We start from the raw sequence: 17,649 nt of genomic DNA, 5'->3' as shown, positions 1-17,649 counted from the left end.
ATTTCAGACGCCCTGCTGGTGCAACTGCATGCGCTCTGCGAGCGTGAACCTTTCGTTAATTTATTATCTTCGGTCGCTCAGGCCTGAAACGGGGAATACACCGATGACATTAACGCAATCGCTGGCGAAACTTATCGTCAGCTCGTCCCCTTCCCCCGCGGCTCATGAAGCAGCACGGGAAGGGTTACTGGATTTTTTGGCGGTTACCCTGCCGGTTTTACGCGGCGACTTCCCCGATGCGGGACTGAACAGTTTGCATCAGGTTTACCGCGCTGACGATCCGCCGACCCGCGCGTTGCTGCTCGGGTATGTCGGGCACGCGCTGGATTTTGACGATTTCCATCCCGATTTTCGCGGGCACCCCAGCGTGGTGATTTTGCCCGCGCTTCTGGCGCTGGCCTCACAAAGACCCGATATCAATGGCGCACATTTTCTCGATGCGTATGTGACCGGAGTGGAAATGTCCGGGCGCCTCGGGCTGGCCGTCGGTTCTCAGCATTACACCCTCGGTTTTCACAATACCGCTACGCTCGGCACGATTGCCGCCGCCGCTGCCTGCGCGCGGCTGGTGCATGCCACGGAGCGGCAAACGGCAGTGATTTTGGGTATCGCGGCGACGCAGTCTGCGGGCTTACGTGCGCAGTTCGGCAGTGATGTCAAACCGTTGCACGCGGGCCTGGCGGCGCAGACCGCCGTCATTGCCACACAGCTCACGCTGGCAGGCTTTCACGGCCAGCCGGACAACGTGCTGGACAGCTTTTTATCGACTTATTGCGCCGGTCAGCAGCAGCCGGAAAAACTTATCTCAGGCTGGGGCGCGCCGTGGCGGATTATCTCGCCCGGTCTGGAATTCAAACCCTATCCGACCTGCGGAGGCACGCATAGCGCCGCCGATGCCGCACGAGCTCTCCGCCAGGAGTGGCTGCAAACGGGCAACGGCGCGGATGTACTGATCGCAGCCATCGAACGCATTGAAGTGTCTTTTCCGCCGGGCGGTGATATTGCGGCGTCGGTGCGAAAACCCAACACCGGCGTTGAAGCCAGGTTCAGTCTGGAATACGTGATTGCGGCATGTTTGCTGCGCGGAGAACTACGCTTAGAGGATTTCTCATCGGCGCCGGTGGCGACAGATATTGCCGCGCTGGCAGAAAGTGTGGCGCGTTGCCCGGATTTCTCCGCACCGCCGGACGAGCTGAACCCGGCCGCGCGTTTTCATCAGGTGACGGTGTTTTTGCGTGACGGTAGCGTGCTGCAACAGCGCTTCACGCGGCAGCAAAGCCTGGCGATCCCGTTTGATTTACCGGCAAAACTGCGTGCCTGTTTGCCCGGCCTCACAGACGCAAAGCGGGTGGAGCTGGTGGCGCTGAGCAGGCTGGAAAACCGCGACAGTCTGCCGCGGCTGGTTGATATGTTATTTGCGAAACAAATTAACGCAGCGTCATTATAAAACCGTCGACAGGAAATTACGGACACGGACGTTCTCCGTTTCATCGAGTACACTTTTCGTTGGCCCCGACGCCACAATCTTGCCACCCTCCATAAAGATGACGTTATCTGCCACTTCTCGTGCAAAGCCGATTTCGTGGGTGACAATCACCATCGTTATCCCGGAGTGCGCCAGCTTTTTGATCACCTGCAACACTTCGCCCACCAGTTCAGGATCCAGCGCGGAAGTGGGTTCATCGAACAACATCACTTCAGGATCCATCGCCAGCGCACGGGCAATGGCTACACGCTGCTGCTGCCCACCGGAAAGCTGCTGCGGCCAGTCATCTTCACGACTGGCTAACCCAACCTGCCGGAGCAACGCGCGGGCTTTACTGAGTACCTGCTCACGGTTTTGCTTCTTCACCCGCAAAGGCGCATCGGTAATATTTTGCAAAACGGTGCGGTGCGGAAACAGGTTAAATTGCTGAAATACCATGCCGGTACGGCTGCGCTGCGCGGCGATTCTGCGGCTGCTCAGTTCATACAATGCCTGCCCTTTCTGCTGATAACCCACCAGTTCGCCACCGATACGGATCGTGCCGCCATCCAGTTTTTCAAGATGATTGATACAACGCAGCAAGGTGGATTTCCCTGAACCGGAAGGCCCGAGGATCACCGTGACCGAGCCGGCCGGAATATCGAGGCTGATTTCATCCAGAATGGTATTACCGGAGAAACGCTTAGTGACTTTGCGAAATTCAATGGCTTCACCCATGGCTGGTTTCTCCTGCGCTGATACTGGGGGTACTGACCGCGCCGGATGCCGACGCTTTCCCGGCTTTGCGTTTTACCTTGCGGTGACTACTGCGGCTGAAATGTCGTTCAACGTAATACTGAATCACTGAAAGCAATGATGTCAGCAGCAGGTACCACAACGTGGCGACCAGCAGTAGCGGGATCACTTCATAGGTGCGCTGATAAATAATCTGCGCGGAGAACAGCACATCCTGTAGTGAAATCACCGAGACAACCGCTGTGGTTTTCAACTGACCGATCACTTCATTCCCGGCCGGAGGCAGAATGGCGCGCATCGCCTGCGGCAAAATGGTGTGGAGGAATATTTGTGCCGGGCGATAACCCAGAGCACGTGCAGCCTCGACTTGCCCGGTGCCGACGCTCTGGATCCCGGCGCGGATAATCTCTGCGGCATAGGCAGACTGATGCATGACTAATGCAATCACGGCAGCACTGAACGGGCTAATCAGTGAGTTCGCAGAAGCGCTCCAGATTTCACCAACCCACGGCAGCGAAATCGAAATAGTCGGGTAAAGCGCGGCAATGTTGTACCAGAGAAATAACTGAACCAGCATCGGCACCCCGCGGAAAAACCAGGTATACCCCCAGCTGACAGCGACCAGCACCGGATTGGATGACAGGCGCATCAGCGCCAGGATCGTGCCGCCTGCAAAGCCAAAAATCACGGAAATTGCGGTCAGTTGCAATGTCATCAGTACGCCCTGAATGATCGACGGACCGGTAAAGTTTTCGGCAATCACCGACCATTCAAAACGCGGATTGCTGAGCATGGAGTTCCCCATAGCCAGCAATATCAGCAATACGATCAGGGCGCTTATCCAGCGCCCGATATATTTTTTACCGATGATCCGCAGTTCTTCCGGCTGCTGATCGTGTGTTTCACTGCTCATCCGAAAATCTCTTCATTACGTTTTGACTCTTTGACTGCGCCAAAACCGATGGACCATTTATCGAGGATTTTCTGGTAAGTCCCGTCCTTGATCAGCGAGTTCAGGGATGCCTGCACCGCCTCTTCCAGCCCCGACTGTTTAGGGAACGCCACGGAGACAGGCGCATCATCAACATGAATAGTGCCGGTCAGCGTCAGCGGTTTGACCTGGCTAACCTGATAGGTCAGACCTTCATACGGGCCGAAGAACATCGGTACGCGACCGCTGACCACGGCCTGTACGCCTGAAGGGCGATCCGGGAATACGGCAATCTTGATCGGCGGCTTACCCGCATCAGTACAAATTTTGCTTGCAGCTTCAAGACGCCCAATCTGCGTAGTGCCCGCGCCGGCGCCCACTTCCTGCCCGCACACAGCCTCAAAAGAGGTAAATGGCGCAATATTGGCGTCTTTACGCGAGATGACCCCCAGGCGCGACGCATCGTAGTAACTGACGAAATCGACCTGCTCGAGACGTTTTTTGGTGGCGTTGATATTGGATAGTGCGACGTCATAGCGACCCGATTTCAACCCCGGAATAATATTGTCGAAACCGCCGGTATCCTGCCAGCGCACTTCCACACCGAGCCTTGCCGCCACGGCATTCATCACATCAATCTCACGCCCGGCGAGCGTTTTATTGTCTTCCTGGAAAAAAGTGGTTGGGGGCGTATTCGGATTGGTGCCTGCAACGATATATCCGCGTTTGGCGATATCCGGCGGAAGCTTACTTTTCAGCGCCTCATCAGCGGTGACATGAAAGGTGGTAGAGGACGGAACAACCTGCCCGGCAGCCCACGCAGAAGAGAGATTCCCGGCAATCAGCAAAGGAAGCAGTAATTTAGATAACGTCATAAAGAAGCCTTTTCCTGGTTAAAACCTGTAAAAACCACAAAAGAGGTGTGGTAAAAGAGGCAAGGCCATCAGAGGGGTTTTATCATTGATAGTGCAACACCCGCCCTGCCTTAGACATGATTCTGCGGGCATATGCCTTTTACTGACAAATGAGAAAAAGAGATAAAGATTTCGAAAAAATGGGAAAGTCAGGGGCGGGCTAAAGAACACTTTTCATTCAAACTCAAGGTCAGCGCCGTGGGCTCGCAGCACTCGCTGGCTCAAAAGAATGTTAAACCACTCCTTTTGATATTCTGCGGTTTTAACCGTGCGCTCACGCCTGCTATGCGTCAGGTAAATCGCCTTGATACCAGATGCAAGTCATTAGCCTGGCGCACGCGTACTGGTCAAACGCACCTCATGGCTTCATCACGACGCGGCCAAGCGGTTTCGCTGTCTCAGCGAATTCGTGGGCCGCGGCAGCGTTAGCCAGGGGGAAGATACGGTCAATGACCACCTTGATACGCCCTGCTGCTACAGCCTGCAACAGGTCGTCCACACTGGCCCGCACGCCAGGCCTTGCAAAAAGGGGGCCCATGAAGACTCCCATGAGTGTCTGGTTAGACTGCATTGGCGACCACAAGTCGACAGTCAGACTCCCCCCGCCCGCATTACCGACGAAGACGAGACGTCCTTCCGGGGCAAGTGCAGAAAGCGAAGCAGGCAGCGTCGTCCCCACCGGATCGATGACGAGGTCAACACCGGTACCCTGGGTGTACTGTCGGACACGGTCTACGATGTTGTGCTCGGCACGATCCACGACATGATCGGCACCCAGTTCAAGCAACCGACTCCTGCGCTGTGTTCCGCTTGCCACGGCGATGACCGTTGCGCCTGCTTGCGAGGCAAGCTGAACGGCCGCGAGCCCCACGCCACCCGCCGCGGCCTGAATAAGGACGGTTTCTCCGTGTCGGAGCATGCCTCGGGTGAAAAGACAATGATGCGCGGTTGCAAAAGAAATCGGTACCACCGCCGCTTCAGGCATCTCCACGCCATCGGGGATAAGCCAGGTGTGTTCCGCGGGTACCGCCCAACGTTCCGCATGTGATCCCTGCAGGTGAAAAGCAGCGACTCTGTCCCCAACCTTACGGCTACGGACATTCGATCCGACGGCAACCACTGTGCCCGCGGCCGCGTAGCCCACGACCCATGAAGGAAGCGGCGGCGGAGTTGAACGGCGGTTGATCAGATCGCCTCCTTCAATGGAGATTGCCTCGACAGCAATCAGGATATCGTCAGGCCCGGTGATCGGATCGGGGATATCGACATATTTCAGGACGCCGGGAGCGCCTGCCACGTCATAAACCGCTGCTTTCATAAATTGTCCTCTGTCCCCTCCGTTAATCCGCACCCGTCTGGCTAACTCTCCCGATCCAGCATAGACCTCCACAGGCAGCGCAGGTTGCCCTATTGAATTTTCGACTGGCGGAAAGACTCATAACGCTTAGGGCAGCTTGGCAATGACCTTTATCTCAAACGTGAATCCGTAAAGCCAGGTCACGCCGATCCCGGTCAACGTAGGGTAAGGCGCCTCCCCCCAATATTCTGGCAGAATACTCCAGATAGCGTCGAGATTTGACTCGGGATCGACGACAAAGAGGGTAACGTCTACCACGTCACCAAACGTGCAGCCCGCCGCCGCGAGCACAGCATTAAGATTATTGAACGCCAGCCTGACCTGAGCTTGCAGATCGTGCTCAGGCGAGCCGTCCTCGCGGCTACCAACCTGCCCCGAAACGAACAAAAAACCATTGGATTTGATGGCCGGTGAATAGCGATTGCGCTCATAGAGCGTCTGCCGACCGAAGGGAAAAACGGCTTCGCGTGCTGTCATGTTTTGTACCTTTATCGTGGGGCGAAATAAGCCCGGTGAATATAAAGACACTTTACAGCGGCGAGATCGGGCGGATAAACAAGCGACTTTGTCCCTCATTGTTTGTAATATCCAAACAATCGGTGAAAAGAGAGGATAAGGAATGGATCGTTTCGATGCGATGCGCGCCTTTGCTCGCGTGGTAGAGGCAGGTAGCTGCACGAAGGCTGCCCAAACGCTTCATATGAGCAAAACCACGGTGACGCAACTCATTCAGCAGCTGGAAGCGCGCCTGCGCGTCAAATTGCTCCATCGCACTACCCGCAAACTCGGTGTGACTCCTGATGGCGCGGTCTACTACGAACGCGTCATCCGTCTGCTGGCGGACATGGAGGATGCTGAAAACAGCCTGTCCAGTGCGGCGATGACGCCCAGGGGACGGCTACGGGTGGATGTACCCAGTCCGCTGGCCCGCCTTATTCTGGTGCCGGCGCTACCGGCTTTCCACGCCCGCTACCCTGATATCCAGTTCGACATGGGTGTGAGCGACCGGGTGGTGGATCTGATCGGCGACAACGTGGATTGCGTTCTGCGCGGTGGTGAAATCACCGACCAGTCCCTAATCGCACGCCATGTCGGCGATTTGCAAATCGGCGTCTACGTCGCCCCCCATTATGTGGAACGCCTTGGCGCCCCTGCGCACCCGCGAGAACTGCAAAACACCGACCATCGCATAGTAGGATTCGTGTCCTCACGCAGCCGTAAGATTGATCCTCTGGTTCTGCGCAGTGAGAGTGAACAGATTGAAATTACGGGCAATTATGTGCTTGCCGTAGATGACGGCAATGCTTACCTCGAAGCTGGATTAGCCGGGTTAGGCGTGATTGCGCTGCCAATCTATATGGCGGCAGCACATCAGGCTGTTGGCGCTTTGATTCCGTTATTTACACAATGGCGTATCAGCCCAATGCCCCTGCACCTGGCGTTTCCGCCGAACCGCCATGTCAACGGCAAACTGCGCGTTTTTATTGACTGGATCGTTGAATTGATGCAACAGCATGTCCCCATTACCAACAATAAGTAACGACATCCCAGCTCCCTGATTCGCTTATCAACGACGATGGGTGATCATTCCCGTTGTTTTGAACGAAAGTTAATAATAGAAATCGTTTTCCCAATTTAAATATTTATAACGAATCCAAGAACTATAATGCGGGATTGCCGTCCTGTTCGGGACTCGCTGGAAATTTTTCCCCTAACACTAGTCTGTTTGCCTAACTACAGTATTCATGGGATTCCCGATGAGGTACACTTTATCTTTAATATCGTCATTCCCGCACCATTCATTGTAATTATAGAAAATTGCATTTAATAAAATAAGGATATTAATTTATGAAAAAGGTATAAAAATTATCATCACGGTAGTTTTCGTGATTCTGGCATTGCTGAGCGGCATGATGAGCTTCATGATCGTCGGGATGGGGGTCAGCGGTAGTGGCTGTGGTCAGGAGTGTTTTGATAATATGGATTCTGCAAAACTCATTAGTATTATATTCTGGATATTGGCTATCATAAGCGGTATCTTCGCTTTCATGGACAATGGCAGCCAAAAAAAAGATCCTCAGTAACAATATTAAGTCCATAGATATATTTGCAGATTTTATCATCTCCTCCTGAGCATCTCCTGGCACCCTCATTAAAACGCCATCACCGCCACTGCTGATAAGTTAAGGATCGGTTTCCCGATCCTTATCCCCAACAACGTTGAATGCATCGACAGCAAAAGAGCCTTCTTACAATAACCGTTAATCAGGCTAAACGCCCCGCTACAAACTCCCCTGCACCGCTGAGGCGCTGATATTCACCGGCATGCCGGAGCGGCGCTGCAGGGTTTGCTCGGCCTGCGAAGGACTCACTCCCGGCCCTTGGGTAAACTCGCGCAGCGCCGAGGTCATCGGTAGCGGGACTTTTCTGTCGGATTCAAATTCCGCCCGATTGCGCGACAGCGGCTCGTGCACCTCCAGCCAATGGCTGCCGTCCGGCTCCACGGTGTACTTCACCGGCTGATCGATTAGCTGGACGCGCGTCCCCACCGGTACGTTATCAAACAGGAATTTAATATCGTCATTGCGCAGGCGAATGCACCCCTGGCTGACGCGCAGCCCAATGCCAAAGTTAGCGTTGGTGCCGTGGATGGCGTACAGCCTGCCGATGTAGATCGCATACAGCCCCATCGGATTATCAGGCCCGGGCGGCACCAGCGCCGGCAGGGTTTTGCCCTCTTTCGCATACTCGCGCCGGGTATTGGCGGTCGGAACCCAGGTCGGTCCCTCCTGCTTGCGCTCTACCGCCGTCACCCAGTTACGCGGGGTTTCGCGTCCGGCCTGGCCAATGCCGATTGGCAGCACTTCCACACTATTGCCCAGCGGCGGGTAATAATAGAGACGCATTTCGGCGACGTTGATGACGATCCCTTCGCGCACGGTGTCAGGCAGGATCAACTGTTGCGGAATAATCAGCGTCGAACCGGAGTGCGGCAAATAAACATCAACGCCGGGGTTGGCCTCCAGCATATTGCTCAACCCCTGGCCGTACTGGGCAGCAAAACTTTCCAGCGGTTGGGTGTTGTTCTCCGGCACGGCGATGGTAAATGCGCTGCCCACCAGACGACTTCCCTCCGGTGGCAGCGGATAACTGACGGCCAGCGCGCCGTGGCTGGCGAGCAGCATCAGCGCAGAACAAAGTAATTTCACACGCCGCATCGTCATTTTCCCTTCCTCAGTCGCGACTCTCGTGTGTGAATTATAGCGTTATTTCCTCGCCTCGATCCGCTGACCGCGATGGCTTAAATCTGATAGTCGATAGCGGCCTCTTCCGGCTCCATCGCCTGACGCTTAATTTCATCCAGCGACAGTCCGGCATTGCACAGTTCGATAAAGCGCCAGACGTAGTTACGCTGCAGCTGGCCCCGCTTCAACCCCAGCCACACGGTATTGGCATCGAACAGATGGCGAGTATCGAGACGCGTAAAGGTGTCCGCTTCCCGGGCATCTCCGGACTGCTCGGCAACCAGCCCGACGCCCAGCCCCAGCTCGACATAGGTCTTGATGACATCGGAATCCTGGGCGCTCAGCACGATATCCGGCATCAACCCCTTGCGGTTGAAGGCCTCATCGATTCGCGAACGGCCAGTGATCCCCTGGCGGTAGGTGATTAACGGCCAGCGGGCTATTGCCTCAAGCGTCAGAGGAGAAACCTGCGTCAAAGGATGATCCTTCGGCACCAGCAGGCTGTGATGCCAGCGGAACCAGGGGAAAGCCGCCAGCGTCGGGTCGTTGCTCAGGCGCTCGCTGGCGATACCGATATCCGCCCCGCCGTTATGCAGCAGCGCTTCGATTTCCTGCGGGGTGCCCTGCACCAGCTCGACGCGAACATCTGAGAACAGCTCGCGGAAGGCTTTAATCACCGGCGGCAGGCTGTAGCGCGCCTGGGTGTGGGTGGTGGCGATGGTTAAGACACCGGAGGCATCATTGGTAAAGAGATCCGCCAGCCGCCGGACGTTGCTGGCTTCATTGAGGATGCGCTCGGCAATGGATAACAGCGCTTTACCCGGCTCGGTCATGCCTAACAGGCGCTTACCGCGACGGATAAAGATCTCAATCCCCAGCTCCTCTTCCAGTTCCCGGATATGGCGGCTGACGCCTGACTGCGAGGTATAGAGCATATTCGCGACTTCCGTCAGGTTGTAATCCTGACGGGCCGCCTCACGGATAATTTTCAGTTGCTGGAAGTTCACCCTTTCCTCCGGGCCAATGGACTTAACATATCTGCTATTGTTAAAGTCTGTTGTCCCAGGTAACAAATAATAAAAACCAGCAACTTATTCCTTAAGAGAATATAGCCTAACTAACCAGCTGCAGTTCACGGTTCTCCAGCGACGGGCGGCTCACCAGAGACAGCAGGATCTCTTTCACCGCCTGCGCCTGCGGCGACAGACTGCCGCGTGCCGACATATTCAGCGACAGCGACAGGCTCATCGACGGCGTGCTAATCCGCGCCATCCAGCCGTTTGCCGCGCCGCACAGGGAGCGGGCAGCGGATTCCGGCAGGACCGTCGCCCCCATGCCGCTGGCGATAGCCGCGGTCAGAGTGGTAATGGATTCGATCTCGCCGATAATTTTCGCCGACAGACGACGCAGGGTGAACGCCTCGGTGACCCGCGCCCGTACCGCGCTGTAATCCCGCGGCAGGAACAGGTTCATCTCCGCCACCGCCGTGAGATCCACGCTCTGTCCCGGGCAGTCGCGGGTACCCACCAGGTAGAGATCCTCTTTCAGCAGCGGCTGGCTGACGATACCGGCCACTGGCGAACGCTCATACAGCACCGCCATATCCAGCTGACCCGCCACCAGCTTGTCATTCAGCGCAGTGCCGCTGCTCTCCTGCAGATAGACCATCACCTCGGGCAACTCATTACGCACCGTCTGCAGCAACGGCATAGTAATGGCAGAAGCCGCCGTGCCCGGCGCCAGGCCAATCGAGACCTGACCACGCAGCGTCTGGCCGACGTTATTGACCGCCAGCTGCGCCTGCTCACACTGGCGCAGGATGGTTCGCGCATGGGTGTAGAGAATTTTACCGGCTTCCGTTGGCGTGACCCCTCGCTTGGTGCGTATCAGCAACTGCTGGTCCATTTCACCTTCCAGGGTCGCGACCTGCTGGCTCAGGGCCGGTTGTGCGATGTGCAAGACTTCAGCGGCCTGGGTCAGACTGCCGATATCGACGATTTTCACAAAATATTTCAGTCGTCTTAAGTTCATTTTGCCTCCTGTAAGGAACGCCAGCGTCAACGCTGGAAGTATGATGTAACTGGTTCTGCAATTTGCTTGCCAGCTTTTCAATTGCGCTGCCGCTGCCCGCCAGAGGCCGTGTTATAAGGGATAGTGATAACAATCCAGCTTTTATTTGCCCGGTAAGCAGATTGTGGTATGCCCCATTAGGGGTATTTTTGCACCGCAACGGTGCGTAATGGTGAAAAAAGCGGCGCCCAGCCAGGGGTTGTTGAAATTGTCAGCAGTTGAACGCAATTCTTTGAATCAGGCTTTGACAAGGCCGGATGGCATCGTTAATATGCGCCCCGTTCACACGATTCCTCTGTAGTTCAGTCGGTAGAACGGCGGACTGTTAATCCGTATGTCACTGGTTCGAGTCCAGTCAGAGGAGCCAAATTTAAAAAAGCCTGCTTTCGAGCAGGCTTTTTGCTTTTCGGTTTTCATGCGGCCTTACGCGGTTTACGGCGTCATTGCCGCGCGGCAAATCGGGCAACCTGTTCGGCGAGAAAATCAATTTCCTGCGGCGTGTTATAAAAAGCCAGCGAAGGCCGGACGGTACTCTCATAGCCCAAACGACGCAGGATCGGTTGCGCACAGTGATGCCCGGACCGCACAGCGATGCCAACCTGACTGAGATAGCGCCCCACGGCTTCATTTTCATGCCCCGCCAGCACAAAAGACAAGACGCTGGTTTTGTTCGCCGCGGTGCCGACCAACGTCAGGCCCGGAATAGCCGACAGCTTCGCAATCCCATACTCCAGTAAGGCATGCTCATACTGCGCAATATTTTCGATCCCCAGTGAGGTCACATAGTCGATGGCCGCCCCCAGCCCGACGGCATCGGCAATATTGCCCGTTCCCGCCTCAAACTTATTCGGCGAAGGCTGATAGCGCGTCAGCTCAAAGGTCACGTCGGCAATCATGTTCCCGCCGCCCTGATACGGGCGCGCCGCTTCCAGTACCTCCTGCTTGCCATAGACGACGCCGATCCCGGTAGGTCCAAAAATTTTATGCCCGGAGAAGACAAAGAAATCGGCATCCAGCGCCGTGACGTTGGTCGGGATATGTGAGATAGACTGCGCGCCGTCGATGGCGATACGCACGCCAAAACGATGGGCGATCTGCACCAGTTCCTGAACCGGCGTCACGGTCCCCAGGGCGTTGGAAACGTGAGTGGCGGACACAAAACGGGTTTTATCGTTGAATAACCGAATATACTCCTCGACGATCAGCTGTCCGTGCTCATCAACCGGCGCAACGCGGATCGTCGCGCCCGTCTCCTGCGCAATAAGTTGCCACGGCACAATGTTGGCGTGATGCTCAAGCTGCGTGAGAATAATTTCATCCCCAGGGCGTAGCAGCGGCTTCACGTAGCTGTGCGCGATAAGATTGAGTCCCTCCGTGGTGCCGCGCACGAAGATGATATTCTCCGGGCCGCGGGCGCCAATAAAGCGCGATACTTTCTCCCGCGCGGCTTCATAAGCATCGGTGGAACGAGCGGCAAGCGTATGCGCCGCCCGATGAACGTTCGAGTTCTCGTGCAAATAATAATGGCTGATGCGATCGATAACCTGCTTCGGGCGCTGGGTCGTCGCGGCATTATCCAGCCACACCAGCGGATGCCCCTCCACCTGTTCGGCAAGGATCGGAAAATCTGCACGGATCAGCTCAACCGGGATCTGCCCAACCCGCGCCGCTGGCGCAGGCCGGGAGCCGAAAGCAGGCAATGTTGCAAACCCGCGAGGGGCGATATCCGCCCTGCTCTCCTGGCCCAGTGGCACCACCCGCGGCGCGTAGGCCGCCTCCACTCCGCGCGGACGGGCGGGCGTATCGCTCAGCAACCCTTGCAGATCCCGCGCGTCGGGCAGACCATAATCGCGTGCAGAGGGGGCGTCACCCGCCTCGCCGGGCCATCCGCCCGGCGCATAGGGAAGCGTGAATAAATTACTCGTAGTCATAATATTCACCCACTTCAACATCTTCCAGCACAGCAATGGCATCATCGGCCAGGATAGCGGCGGAGCAATAAAGTGAGAGTAAATAAGAGGCCACGCCGTTATCATCGATCCCGCGGAAGCGCACCGACAGCCCGCGAGACTGCTCGTTTGGCAGCCCTTCCTGATAAAGCCCCAGCACGCCGCGTTTACTTTCCCCGGAGCGAATCAGCAGAATATTGGTTTTCCCGCCCTGGCTTTTTGGGTTCTTCAGTCCGTCGACAAACAGTTTATCGGAAGGGATCAGCGGAATACCGCGCCACAGAATAAAAGTCCCGCCATGGAGGTTCACCGTGACCGGCGGCACACCGCGTCGCGTGGCCTCACGCTGAAAGGCGGCAATGGCCCGCGGATGGGCGAGGAAGAAGGAAGGCTCTTTCCACACTTTTGACAACAACTCATCCAGATCATCCGGCGTCGGCCGGCCGTTGCGGGTCTGAATGCGCTGCGAGTCATCAATATTTTTCAGCAGTCCATATTCATCATTATTAATAAGCTGGCTTTCCTGGCGTTCACGCAGGCTTTCGATCGCCAGCGCAATTTGCTCTGACGCCTGGTCATAGGGCGAACTGTAGAGATCGGCAATTTTGGTATCAACGTTAATAATGGTCGAGATCGAATCCAGCTGATATTCACGCGGTGTGGTCTGATACTCAATATAGCCCTGCGGTATCTCTACGCGCGAAGGATCCTGGCTGCATAATACGTCCAGCGGCGTCTCCCCCTCCACGACCTTGTTGACGCGATAAATTCCCGACTCCAGCCCTTTATAATCGAGAAAACGACTGACCCAGCGCGGAGTAATTGCCGCGAATTGCGGCGCCGTTTTGGTCACATTCGCTAACTGATACGCGGCTTCACGCCCCAGTGCATTAATACTTTTTTGTTCTGCCATGTTAAGTCCTTAGTGTTTGAAAGAGTGGAGCTGAAGGTTAGTACTGCGGTAAACGGGTATCGACATCCCGCGCCCAGGCGTTTAGGCCATCTTTTAAATTCATCACGCGCCCCTGATAACCTGCGCGCTGGAGTGCCCGAATGGCGAAAATACTGCGCTGCCCTATCTTGCACAGAAACACCGCATCGACCGTCGGATCGAATTCATCGATACGTCTGACTATCTGGCCCAGCGGCATCACTTTGGCCTGCGGAAATTTTGCGATCGCTCTTTCGTGGGGCTCACGAATGTCGATCAGTTGCAGGGGTTTTCCCTCCTCTATCCACGCATGAAGCTCAAGCGCCGTGACGCTTTCAATGGGTGCTTCTGACTCATCAGGTTTCAGCCCGCAAAACTCCTCATAGTCGATGAGCGCATGGATCGACGGATGCTCACCGCAGACCGGACAGCCGGGGTCCCTCTCCAGCCGCAGTTCACGTTGCTTCATCTGCCACACATCAAAGAGCAGCAGACGGCCGATCAGGCTCTCGCTGCCGCCGACGATAAGCTTGATGGCTTCCGCGGCCTGAATGGTGCCAATAATTCCCGGCAACACACCGACCACGCCGCCTTCCGCGCAGGAGGGCACCAGCCCCGGCGGCGGTGGCTCGGGATAAAGGCAGCGGTAGCAGGGCCCTTGCCCGGCATAAAAAACGCTGGCCTGCCCTTCAAACTGGAAGATGGAGCCGTAGACCAGCGGCTTACCCAGTAACACGCAGGCATCGTTGATCAGATACCGGGTGGGATAATTGTCCGTGCCGTCGACCACCAGGTCGTATTCGCGGATGATCTCGAGCGCGTTTTTACTACTCAGGGTGGTGTTATAGGTTTCCACCTGAATCTCGGGGTTAATTGCTTTAATCTTGTCTTTCGCCGAAGCGACTTTGGGGCGGTTAATATCTTTGGTGCTGTGAATAATCTGCCTTTGCAGGTTGGAGATATCGACAAAATCAAAGTCGACAATCCCCAGCTTACCAACCCCCGCCGCGGCCAGATAAAGCGCCACTGGCGCCCCCAACCCGCCGGTGCCAATAAGCAACACGCGGGCGGCCTTCAGACGCTTTTGCCCCTCAAGCCCGACTTCTGGCAGCAGCAAGTGGCGGCTGTAGCGGGCAATTTCAGCATGCGTCAGCTCAGACCGACGGTCGTCCGGGATAATGCTCGGTCTGCTCATATCGCCTTCCCGACGCCACCGGCAATGGCGGGAACCAGCAACACTTCCGCCCCATCGCTAACCGGCGTCTCCAGCCCACCGGTAGTTTTAATATTGTGTTCGCCCACATACAGATTGATAAAGCTGCGCAACGCGCCTGCGTCGTCATACAGATGCGGCTGAATGTCTGGATATCGCGCCGCCAGCGCCGCGACCAGCTGCCCAACGGTGTGACCTTCGAGGGTCACTTTCCCCTGACCGTCGGTGAACGCGCGTAACGCAGTGGGGATCAGTAATGTCGATGCCATAGTGATAATCTCTCCGTGTTTTGCTCTGGTTTCCGGCAACGTTGTGCCTGTTATTCACGTCATGAAACGATGTGCACTTCCTCCTGCAAAAAGCGCAGGCGGTCCTGCGTGAGCCGCCAGCTGGTCAGCGCCCCCGCCTGCCGCTGCGCGACCGCCACGATGATGTAGGCGTAAAACGGCAGGGCATGTTCACGGTCAAATTCCGATGGAATGGCCGGATGATCGGGGTGCGAATGGTAATAGCCGATGACATCCACACCTTCCGCCAGCGCAGCACGCTCCGCCCGCAAGGCGTCGTCGGCGGTGATAACAAAGCGGTGGTACTGCTCTTCCGATTCCCGCGCGTTGACGATGGGGAAAATCGCCGTCACGCGGCCATCGCCCTGCGCTGATAAATGACCAAAAAGCGCACCACAGCATTCATTGGGATAGGTCTTTTCCCCTTCAGCGCCAATCTGTCTGGCAATTTCACGAGTCAATTCAATCATGGGTTTCATTCCAGAAAGGGTCGGTCAAATAGCGGGAGCCCACATCGCACAGCAGCGTGACCACCACCGAACCAGCCGGTAGCGTGCGGGCCAGCCGTGCGGCGGCGGCAACATTGGCGCCAGATGAAATACCGACAAAAATGCCGTCCCGCCGGGCGAGGCGTCGCGCACTCGCATAGGCCTCCTCGGTGGTGACGGAAATCACATCATCAAACAGGGTTTCGTCGAGAATGCCGGGTTTAATACTGCTGCCCATATGCTTAGTCCCTTCAATGCCATGGAATGGCGAAGCGGGCTGAACGGCGAGGGTTTTCACCCGCGGATCCTCAAACTTCAGCCGCCGGGCGGTGCCGATAAAACTGCCTGACGTGCCCATCCCGGCGACAAAATGGGTGACTTGCTTTCCGCTTTGCTCCCAGATCTCTTTCCCGGTGGTCGCGAAATGCGTTTGCGGATTAACGGGGTTGTTATACTGGTCGGGATAAAAATAGCGCTCCGGGTGTGCGGCGACCTGGGCCTGGACTTCAAGATAAGCGCCATCGGAACCTTCAAGCGGATCAGTCTCCACAATCGTGGCGCCATACTGACGAATTATTTTTTTACGCTCCGGGCTGGTATTCTGCGGGAGATACAGCCGAACGTGATACCCCAGCGCGGCGCCGATCATCGCGTAAGCAATTCCGGTATTACCGCTGGTCGCATCAATAATAGTTTTATCCGGCGTCAATAACCCCCGCGCAATTCCGTCCAGTACCATCGCTTTTGCCGCGCGGTCTTTCACCGAGCCGCTGGGATTCATAAATTCAGCTTTTGCCAGCAGCGTGACACCCGATAATTCTGCAGAAAAAGAGGGCAAGGCTATTAAAGGCGTCTCGCCAATCGTTTCAAGTAAATTCATAATAATGATCACGCTGCTATTTTAATGGTACGGGAACGATAGGTTTATTTATTCTTGTAATGATTAAATGCCGTCGCCGTCGCTGAAATGTCTCTGCTGTATTCGCGCCTGTTGAACATTACTGTCCGGTGGCACATCACGGGTTAGCCAGATATTTCCTCCGATGCTGGAGCGCGCCCCAATGGTAATTCTCCCGAGGATTGTCGCGCCGGCATAAATCACAACGTCATCTTCAATAATAGGGTGGCGAGGATAATTTTTTTGCAATTGTCCGTCCTCACCGACGAGGAAACGTTTGGCCCCCAGGGTGACGGCTTGATAAATACGTACTCGTTTACCGACGATGGCGGTTTCACCAATGACCACGCCGGTTCCGTGATCGATAAAGAATCCATCATCAATCTGCGCACCGGGATGAATATCGATTCCGGTCTGGCTATGCGCCTTTTCCGTGATGATGCGCGCCAGCAGCGGAAGGTCGAGCTGATGCAGCTCATGGGCCAGCCGATAGTGCATCACCGCATGAATTCCCGGGTAGCAGAGCAGCACATCATCCATGCTGCGCGCGGAGGGGTCACCCTGATAAGCGGCGAGTATATCACCGTCAAGACGCTGACGGATGACCGGTAAACGGTTGGCAAACTGCTGAACGCGTCTGACCGCCTCCTGCAACAGGACCTCATTTTCCGCCTGCTCATCCGACTGATAATAGAGTTCCAGAAGTGCTTCTTCGGTGAGCCTGTCCAGCGCGGTGCCCAGCAAATGGCCGACGTAATAATCTTCCCCCTCTTTGCGTAAGTCCACGTCGCCTAAGCGCATCGGATAAAGCACTTTTATCAATGTATCCGCGACGGAATTAACGCTTTCCCGGGAAGGTAAACTCCGTTTATTACGATAATTATTCTTCGCGTGCTCATCGCGCCACGCCTGGCGAACGCGACGCAATTCATTGACGACATTATTTAAATGCCAGTTATTTTCTCTTTTCGGCAAGAGATACAATTCACCCGCTTCCGGCATAATAATATCCTTCATAAAAGCAAATCGATAAAATTCTTTTTGGCGTTACCTCACTTTTATGCATTACCCACATTAAAAACAAATAACCTTATTGACTTTAAATAGCTGAAAAGAATAAATAGTTAAAAATCAAGGTATTCTTC

Annotated in this window: 18 protein-coding genes and 1 tRNA gene; 4 read left to right on the top strand and 15 right to left on the bottom strand. The window is 55.6% G+C overall.

Annotated features, from left to right (window positions below; translation table 11 throughout):
• Positions 1 to 103: 103 nt before the first annotated feature.
• Positions 104 to 1,447 carry an MmgE/PrpD family protein gene (locus tag N438_RS19825; RefSeq protein ID WP_110220120.1) on the top strand — a complete coding sequence of 448 codons (1,344 nt, stop codon included), beginning with the start codon at positions 104 to 106 and terminating at the stop codon, positions 1,445 to 1,447.
• Here the strand turns inward: N438_RS19825 and N438_RS19820 are convergent.
• The 5 genes from N438_RS19820 to N438_RS19800 form a co-directional block, all read right to left on the bottom strand.
• Entirely contained in the window at positions 1,442 to 2,203 is a 762-nt protein-coding gene (locus N438_RS19820; protein ID WP_008804191.1) for an amino acid ABC transporter ATP-binding protein, read from the bottom strand. The genes N438_RS19825 and N438_RS19820 overlap by 6 nt on opposite strands.
• Positions 2,196 to 3,134: an amino acid ABC transporter permease gene (locus N438_RS19815; protein ID WP_008804190.1), complete on the bottom strand. Its 939-nt coding sequence runs from the start codon at positions 3,132 to 3,134 to the stop codon at positions 2,196 to 2,198. Before N438_RS19815 ends, N438_RS19820 begins: the two co-directional genes overlap by 8 nt.
• The gene (locus N438_RS19810; protein WP_008804189.1) at positions 3,131 to 4,027 is read right to left on the bottom strand and encodes an ABC transporter substrate-binding protein; all 897 of its coding nucleotides are present in this window, start codon (positions 4,025 to 4,027) and stop codon (positions 3,131 to 3,133) included. The genes N438_RS19815 and N438_RS19810 overlap by 4 nt, the downstream gene beginning before the upstream one ends.
• Before the next feature lie 397 nt (positions 4,028 to 4,424).
• On the bottom strand, positions 4,425 to 5,384 hold the full coding sequence (locus N438_RS19805; protein ID WP_008804188.1) for a zinc-binding alcohol dehydrogenase family protein: 960 nt from the start codon (positions 5,382 to 5,384) through the stop codon (positions 4,425 to 4,427).
• Between the two features lie 126 nt (positions 5,385 to 5,510).
• A complete protein-coding gene (locus tag N438_RS19800; protein ID WP_012541196.1) occupies positions 5,511 to 5,900 on the bottom strand; it encodes a RidA family protein in 390 nt (129 codons plus the stop codon).
• Between the two features lie 142 nt (positions 5,901 to 6,042).
• Here N438_RS19800 and N438_RS19795 point away from each other — a divergent pair, with 142 nt between their 5' ends.
• Both N438_RS19795 and N438_RS19790 read left to right on the top strand, forming a co-directional pair.
• A complete protein-coding gene (locus tag N438_RS19795) occupies positions 6,043 to 6,963 on the top strand; it encodes a LysR family transcriptional regulator (protein ID WP_116696430.1) in 921 nt (306 codons plus the stop codon).
• A 304-nt stretch (positions 6,964 to 7,267) separates the two neighbouring features.
• Positions 7,268 to 7,507 carry a hypothetical protein gene (locus tag N438_RS19790; protein ID WP_048271876.1) on the top strand — a complete coding sequence of 80 codons (240 nt, stop codon included), beginning with the start codon at positions 7,268 to 7,270 and terminating at the stop codon, positions 7,505 to 7,507.
• A gap of 198 nt (positions 7,508 to 7,705) precedes the next feature.
• Here N438_RS19790 and ldtA read toward each other — a convergent pair whose 3' ends face one another.
• The 3 genes from ldtA to nac form a co-directional block, all read right to left on the bottom strand.
• Positions 7,706 to 8,647 carry a L,D-transpeptidase gene (gene ldtA, locus N438_RS19785; protein WP_032733302.1) on the bottom strand — a complete coding sequence of 314 codons (942 nt, stop codon included), beginning with the start codon at positions 8,645 to 8,647 and terminating at the stop codon, positions 7,706 to 7,708.
• Between the two features lie 77 nt (positions 8,648 to 8,724).
• Positions 8,725 to 9,675 (bottom strand): HTH-type transcriptional regulator Cbl, encoded by a 951-nt coding sequence (gene cbl / locus N438_RS19780; RefSeq protein ID WP_004180456.1) that lies wholly within the window; start codon positions 9,673 to 9,675, stop codon positions 8,725 to 8,727.
• 106 nt (positions 9,676 to 9,781) lie between these two features.
• On the bottom strand, positions 9,782 to 10,699 hold the full coding sequence (gene nac / locus N438_RS19775) for a nitrogen assimilation transcriptional regulator NAC (RefSeq protein WP_087731556.1): 918 nt from the start codon (positions 10,697 to 10,699) through the stop codon (positions 9,782 to 9,784).
• 330 nt (positions 10,700 to 11,029) lie between these two features.
• Between nac and N438_RS19770 the strand changes: the two genes are divergently transcribed.
• Positions 11,030 to 11,105: transfer RNA gene (locus N438_RS19770), tRNA-Asn, on the top strand.
• A gap of 73 nt (positions 11,106 to 11,178) precedes the next feature.
• Here the strand turns inward: N438_RS19770 and N438_RS19765 are convergent.
• The 7 genes from N438_RS19765 to epsC all read right to left on the bottom strand — a co-directional run bounded on the left by N438_RS19765 (position 11,179) and on the right by epsC (position 17,506).
• Entirely contained in the window at positions 11,179 to 12,669 is a 1,491-nt protein-coding gene (locus N438_RS19765) for a cysteine desulfurase (RefSeq protein WP_116696429.1), read from the bottom strand.
• A complete protein-coding gene (locus N438_RS19760) occupies positions 12,656 to 13,600 on the bottom strand; it encodes a family 2A encapsulin nanocompartment shell protein (RefSeq protein ID WP_008804182.1) in 945 nt (314 codons plus the stop codon). The genes N438_RS19765 and N438_RS19760 overlap by 14 nt, the downstream gene beginning before the upstream one ends.
• Before the next feature lie 37 nt (positions 13,601 to 13,637).
• A complete protein-coding gene (moeB, locus tag N438_RS19755) occupies positions 13,638 to 14,813 on the bottom strand; it encodes a molybdopterin-synthase adenylyltransferase MoeB (RefSeq protein ID WP_087731555.1) in 1,176 nt (391 codons plus the stop codon).
• Positions 14,810 to 15,100: a MoaD/ThiS family protein gene (locus N438_RS19750; RefSeq protein WP_008804180.1), complete on the bottom strand. Its 291-nt coding sequence runs from the start codon at positions 15,098 to 15,100 to the stop codon at positions 14,810 to 14,812. Before N438_RS19750 ends, moeB begins: the two co-directional genes overlap by 4 nt.
• 59 nt (positions 15,101 to 15,159) lie before the next feature.
• Complete coding sequence (locus N438_RS19745) at positions 15,160 to 15,588, bottom strand: M67 family metallopeptidase (RefSeq protein WP_012541140.1); 429 nt, start codon at positions 15,586 to 15,588, stop codon at positions 15,160 to 15,162.
• Entirely contained in the window at positions 15,581 to 16,486 is a 906-nt protein-coding gene (locus N438_RS19740; protein WP_116696484.1) for a cysteine synthase family protein, read from the bottom strand. The genes N438_RS19745 and N438_RS19740 overlap by 8 nt, the downstream gene beginning before the upstream one ends.
• A gap of 63 nt (positions 16,487 to 16,549) precedes the next feature.
• Positions 16,550 to 17,506 carry a serine O-acetyltransferase EpsC gene (gene epsC / locus N438_RS19735; protein ID WP_012967641.1) on the bottom strand — a complete coding sequence of 319 codons (957 nt, stop codon included), beginning with the start codon at positions 17,504 to 17,506 and terminating at the stop codon, positions 16,550 to 16,552.
• Between the last annotated feature and the right edge of the window lie 143 nt (positions 17,507 to 17,649).

Source organism: Klebsiella sp. GL120222-02 (assembly GCF_003097195.1).
In the GTDB taxonomy this organism is placed as follows: domain Bacteria; phylum Pseudomonadota; class Gammaproteobacteria; order Enterobacterales; family Enterobacteriaceae; genus Klebsiella; species Klebsiella variicola.
Note: the sequence above shows the minus strand (reverse complement) of the source record. Positions and strands in the feature narration are given on the sequence as shown.

Excerpts from the sequence above, each read along its gene's own strand:
- N438_RS19760 (WP_008804182.1), bottom strand. The coding sequence starts at position 13,600 with ATGGCAGAACAAAAAAGTATTAATGCACTGGGGCGTGAAGCCGCGTAT.
- N438_RS19750 (WP_008804180.1), bottom strand. The coding sequence starts at position 15,100 with ATGGCATCGACATTACTGATCCCCACTGCGTTACGCGCGTTCACCGAC.
- N438_RS19825 (WP_110220120.1), top strand. The coding sequence starts at position 104 with ATGACATTAACGCAATCGCTGGCGAAACTTATCGTCAGCTCGTCCCCT.
- N438_RS19820 (WP_008804191.1), bottom strand. The coding sequence starts at position 2,203 with ATGGGTGAAGCCATTGAATTTCGCAAAGTCACTAAGCGTTTCTCCGGT.
- moeB (WP_087731555.1), bottom strand. The coding sequence starts at position 14,813 with ATGAGCAGACCGAGCATTATCCCGGACGACCGTCGGTCTGAGCTGACG.
- N438_RS19800 (WP_012541196.1), bottom strand. The coding sequence starts at position 5,900 with ATGACAGCACGCGAAGCCGTTTTTCCCTTCGGTCGGCAGACGCTCTAT.
- N438_RS19795 (WP_116696430.1), top strand. The coding sequence starts at position 6,043 with ATGGATCGTTTCGATGCGATGCGCGCCTTTGCTCGCGTGGTAGAGGCA.
- N438_RS19740 (WP_116696484.1), bottom strand. The coding sequence starts at position 16,486 with ATGAATTTACTTGAAACGATTGGCGAGACGCCTTTAATAGCCTTGCCC.
- ldtA (WP_032733302.1), bottom strand. The coding sequence starts at position 8,647 with ATGACGATGCGGCGTGTGAAATTACTTTGTTCTGCGCTGATGCTGCTC.
- N438_RS19810 (WP_008804189.1), bottom strand. The coding sequence starts at position 4,027 with ATGACGTTATCTAAATTACTGCTTCCTTTGCTGATTGCCGGGAATCTC.
- N438_RS19815 (WP_008804190.1), bottom strand. The coding sequence starts at position 3,134 with ATGAGCAGTGAAACACACGATCAGCAGCCGGAAGAACTGCGGATCATC.
- nac (WP_087731556.1), bottom strand. The coding sequence starts at position 10,699 with ATGAACTTAAGACGACTGAAATATTTTGTGAAAATCGTCGATATCGGC.
- N438_RS19805 (WP_008804188.1), bottom strand. The coding sequence starts at position 5,384 with ATGAAAGCAGCGGTTTATGACGTGGCAGGCGCTCCCGGCGTCCTGAAA.
- epsC (WP_012967641.1), bottom strand. The coding sequence starts at position 17,506 with ATGCCGGAAGCGGGTGAATTGTATCTCTTGCCGAAAAGAGAAAATAAC.
- N438_RS19765 (WP_116696429.1), bottom strand. The coding sequence starts at position 12,669 with ATGACTACGAGTAATTTATTCACGCTTCCCTATGCGCCGGGCGGATGG.
- N438_RS19745 (WP_012541140.1), bottom strand. The coding sequence starts at position 15,588 with ATGATTGAATTGACTCGTGAAATTGCCAGACAGATTGGCGCTGAAGGG.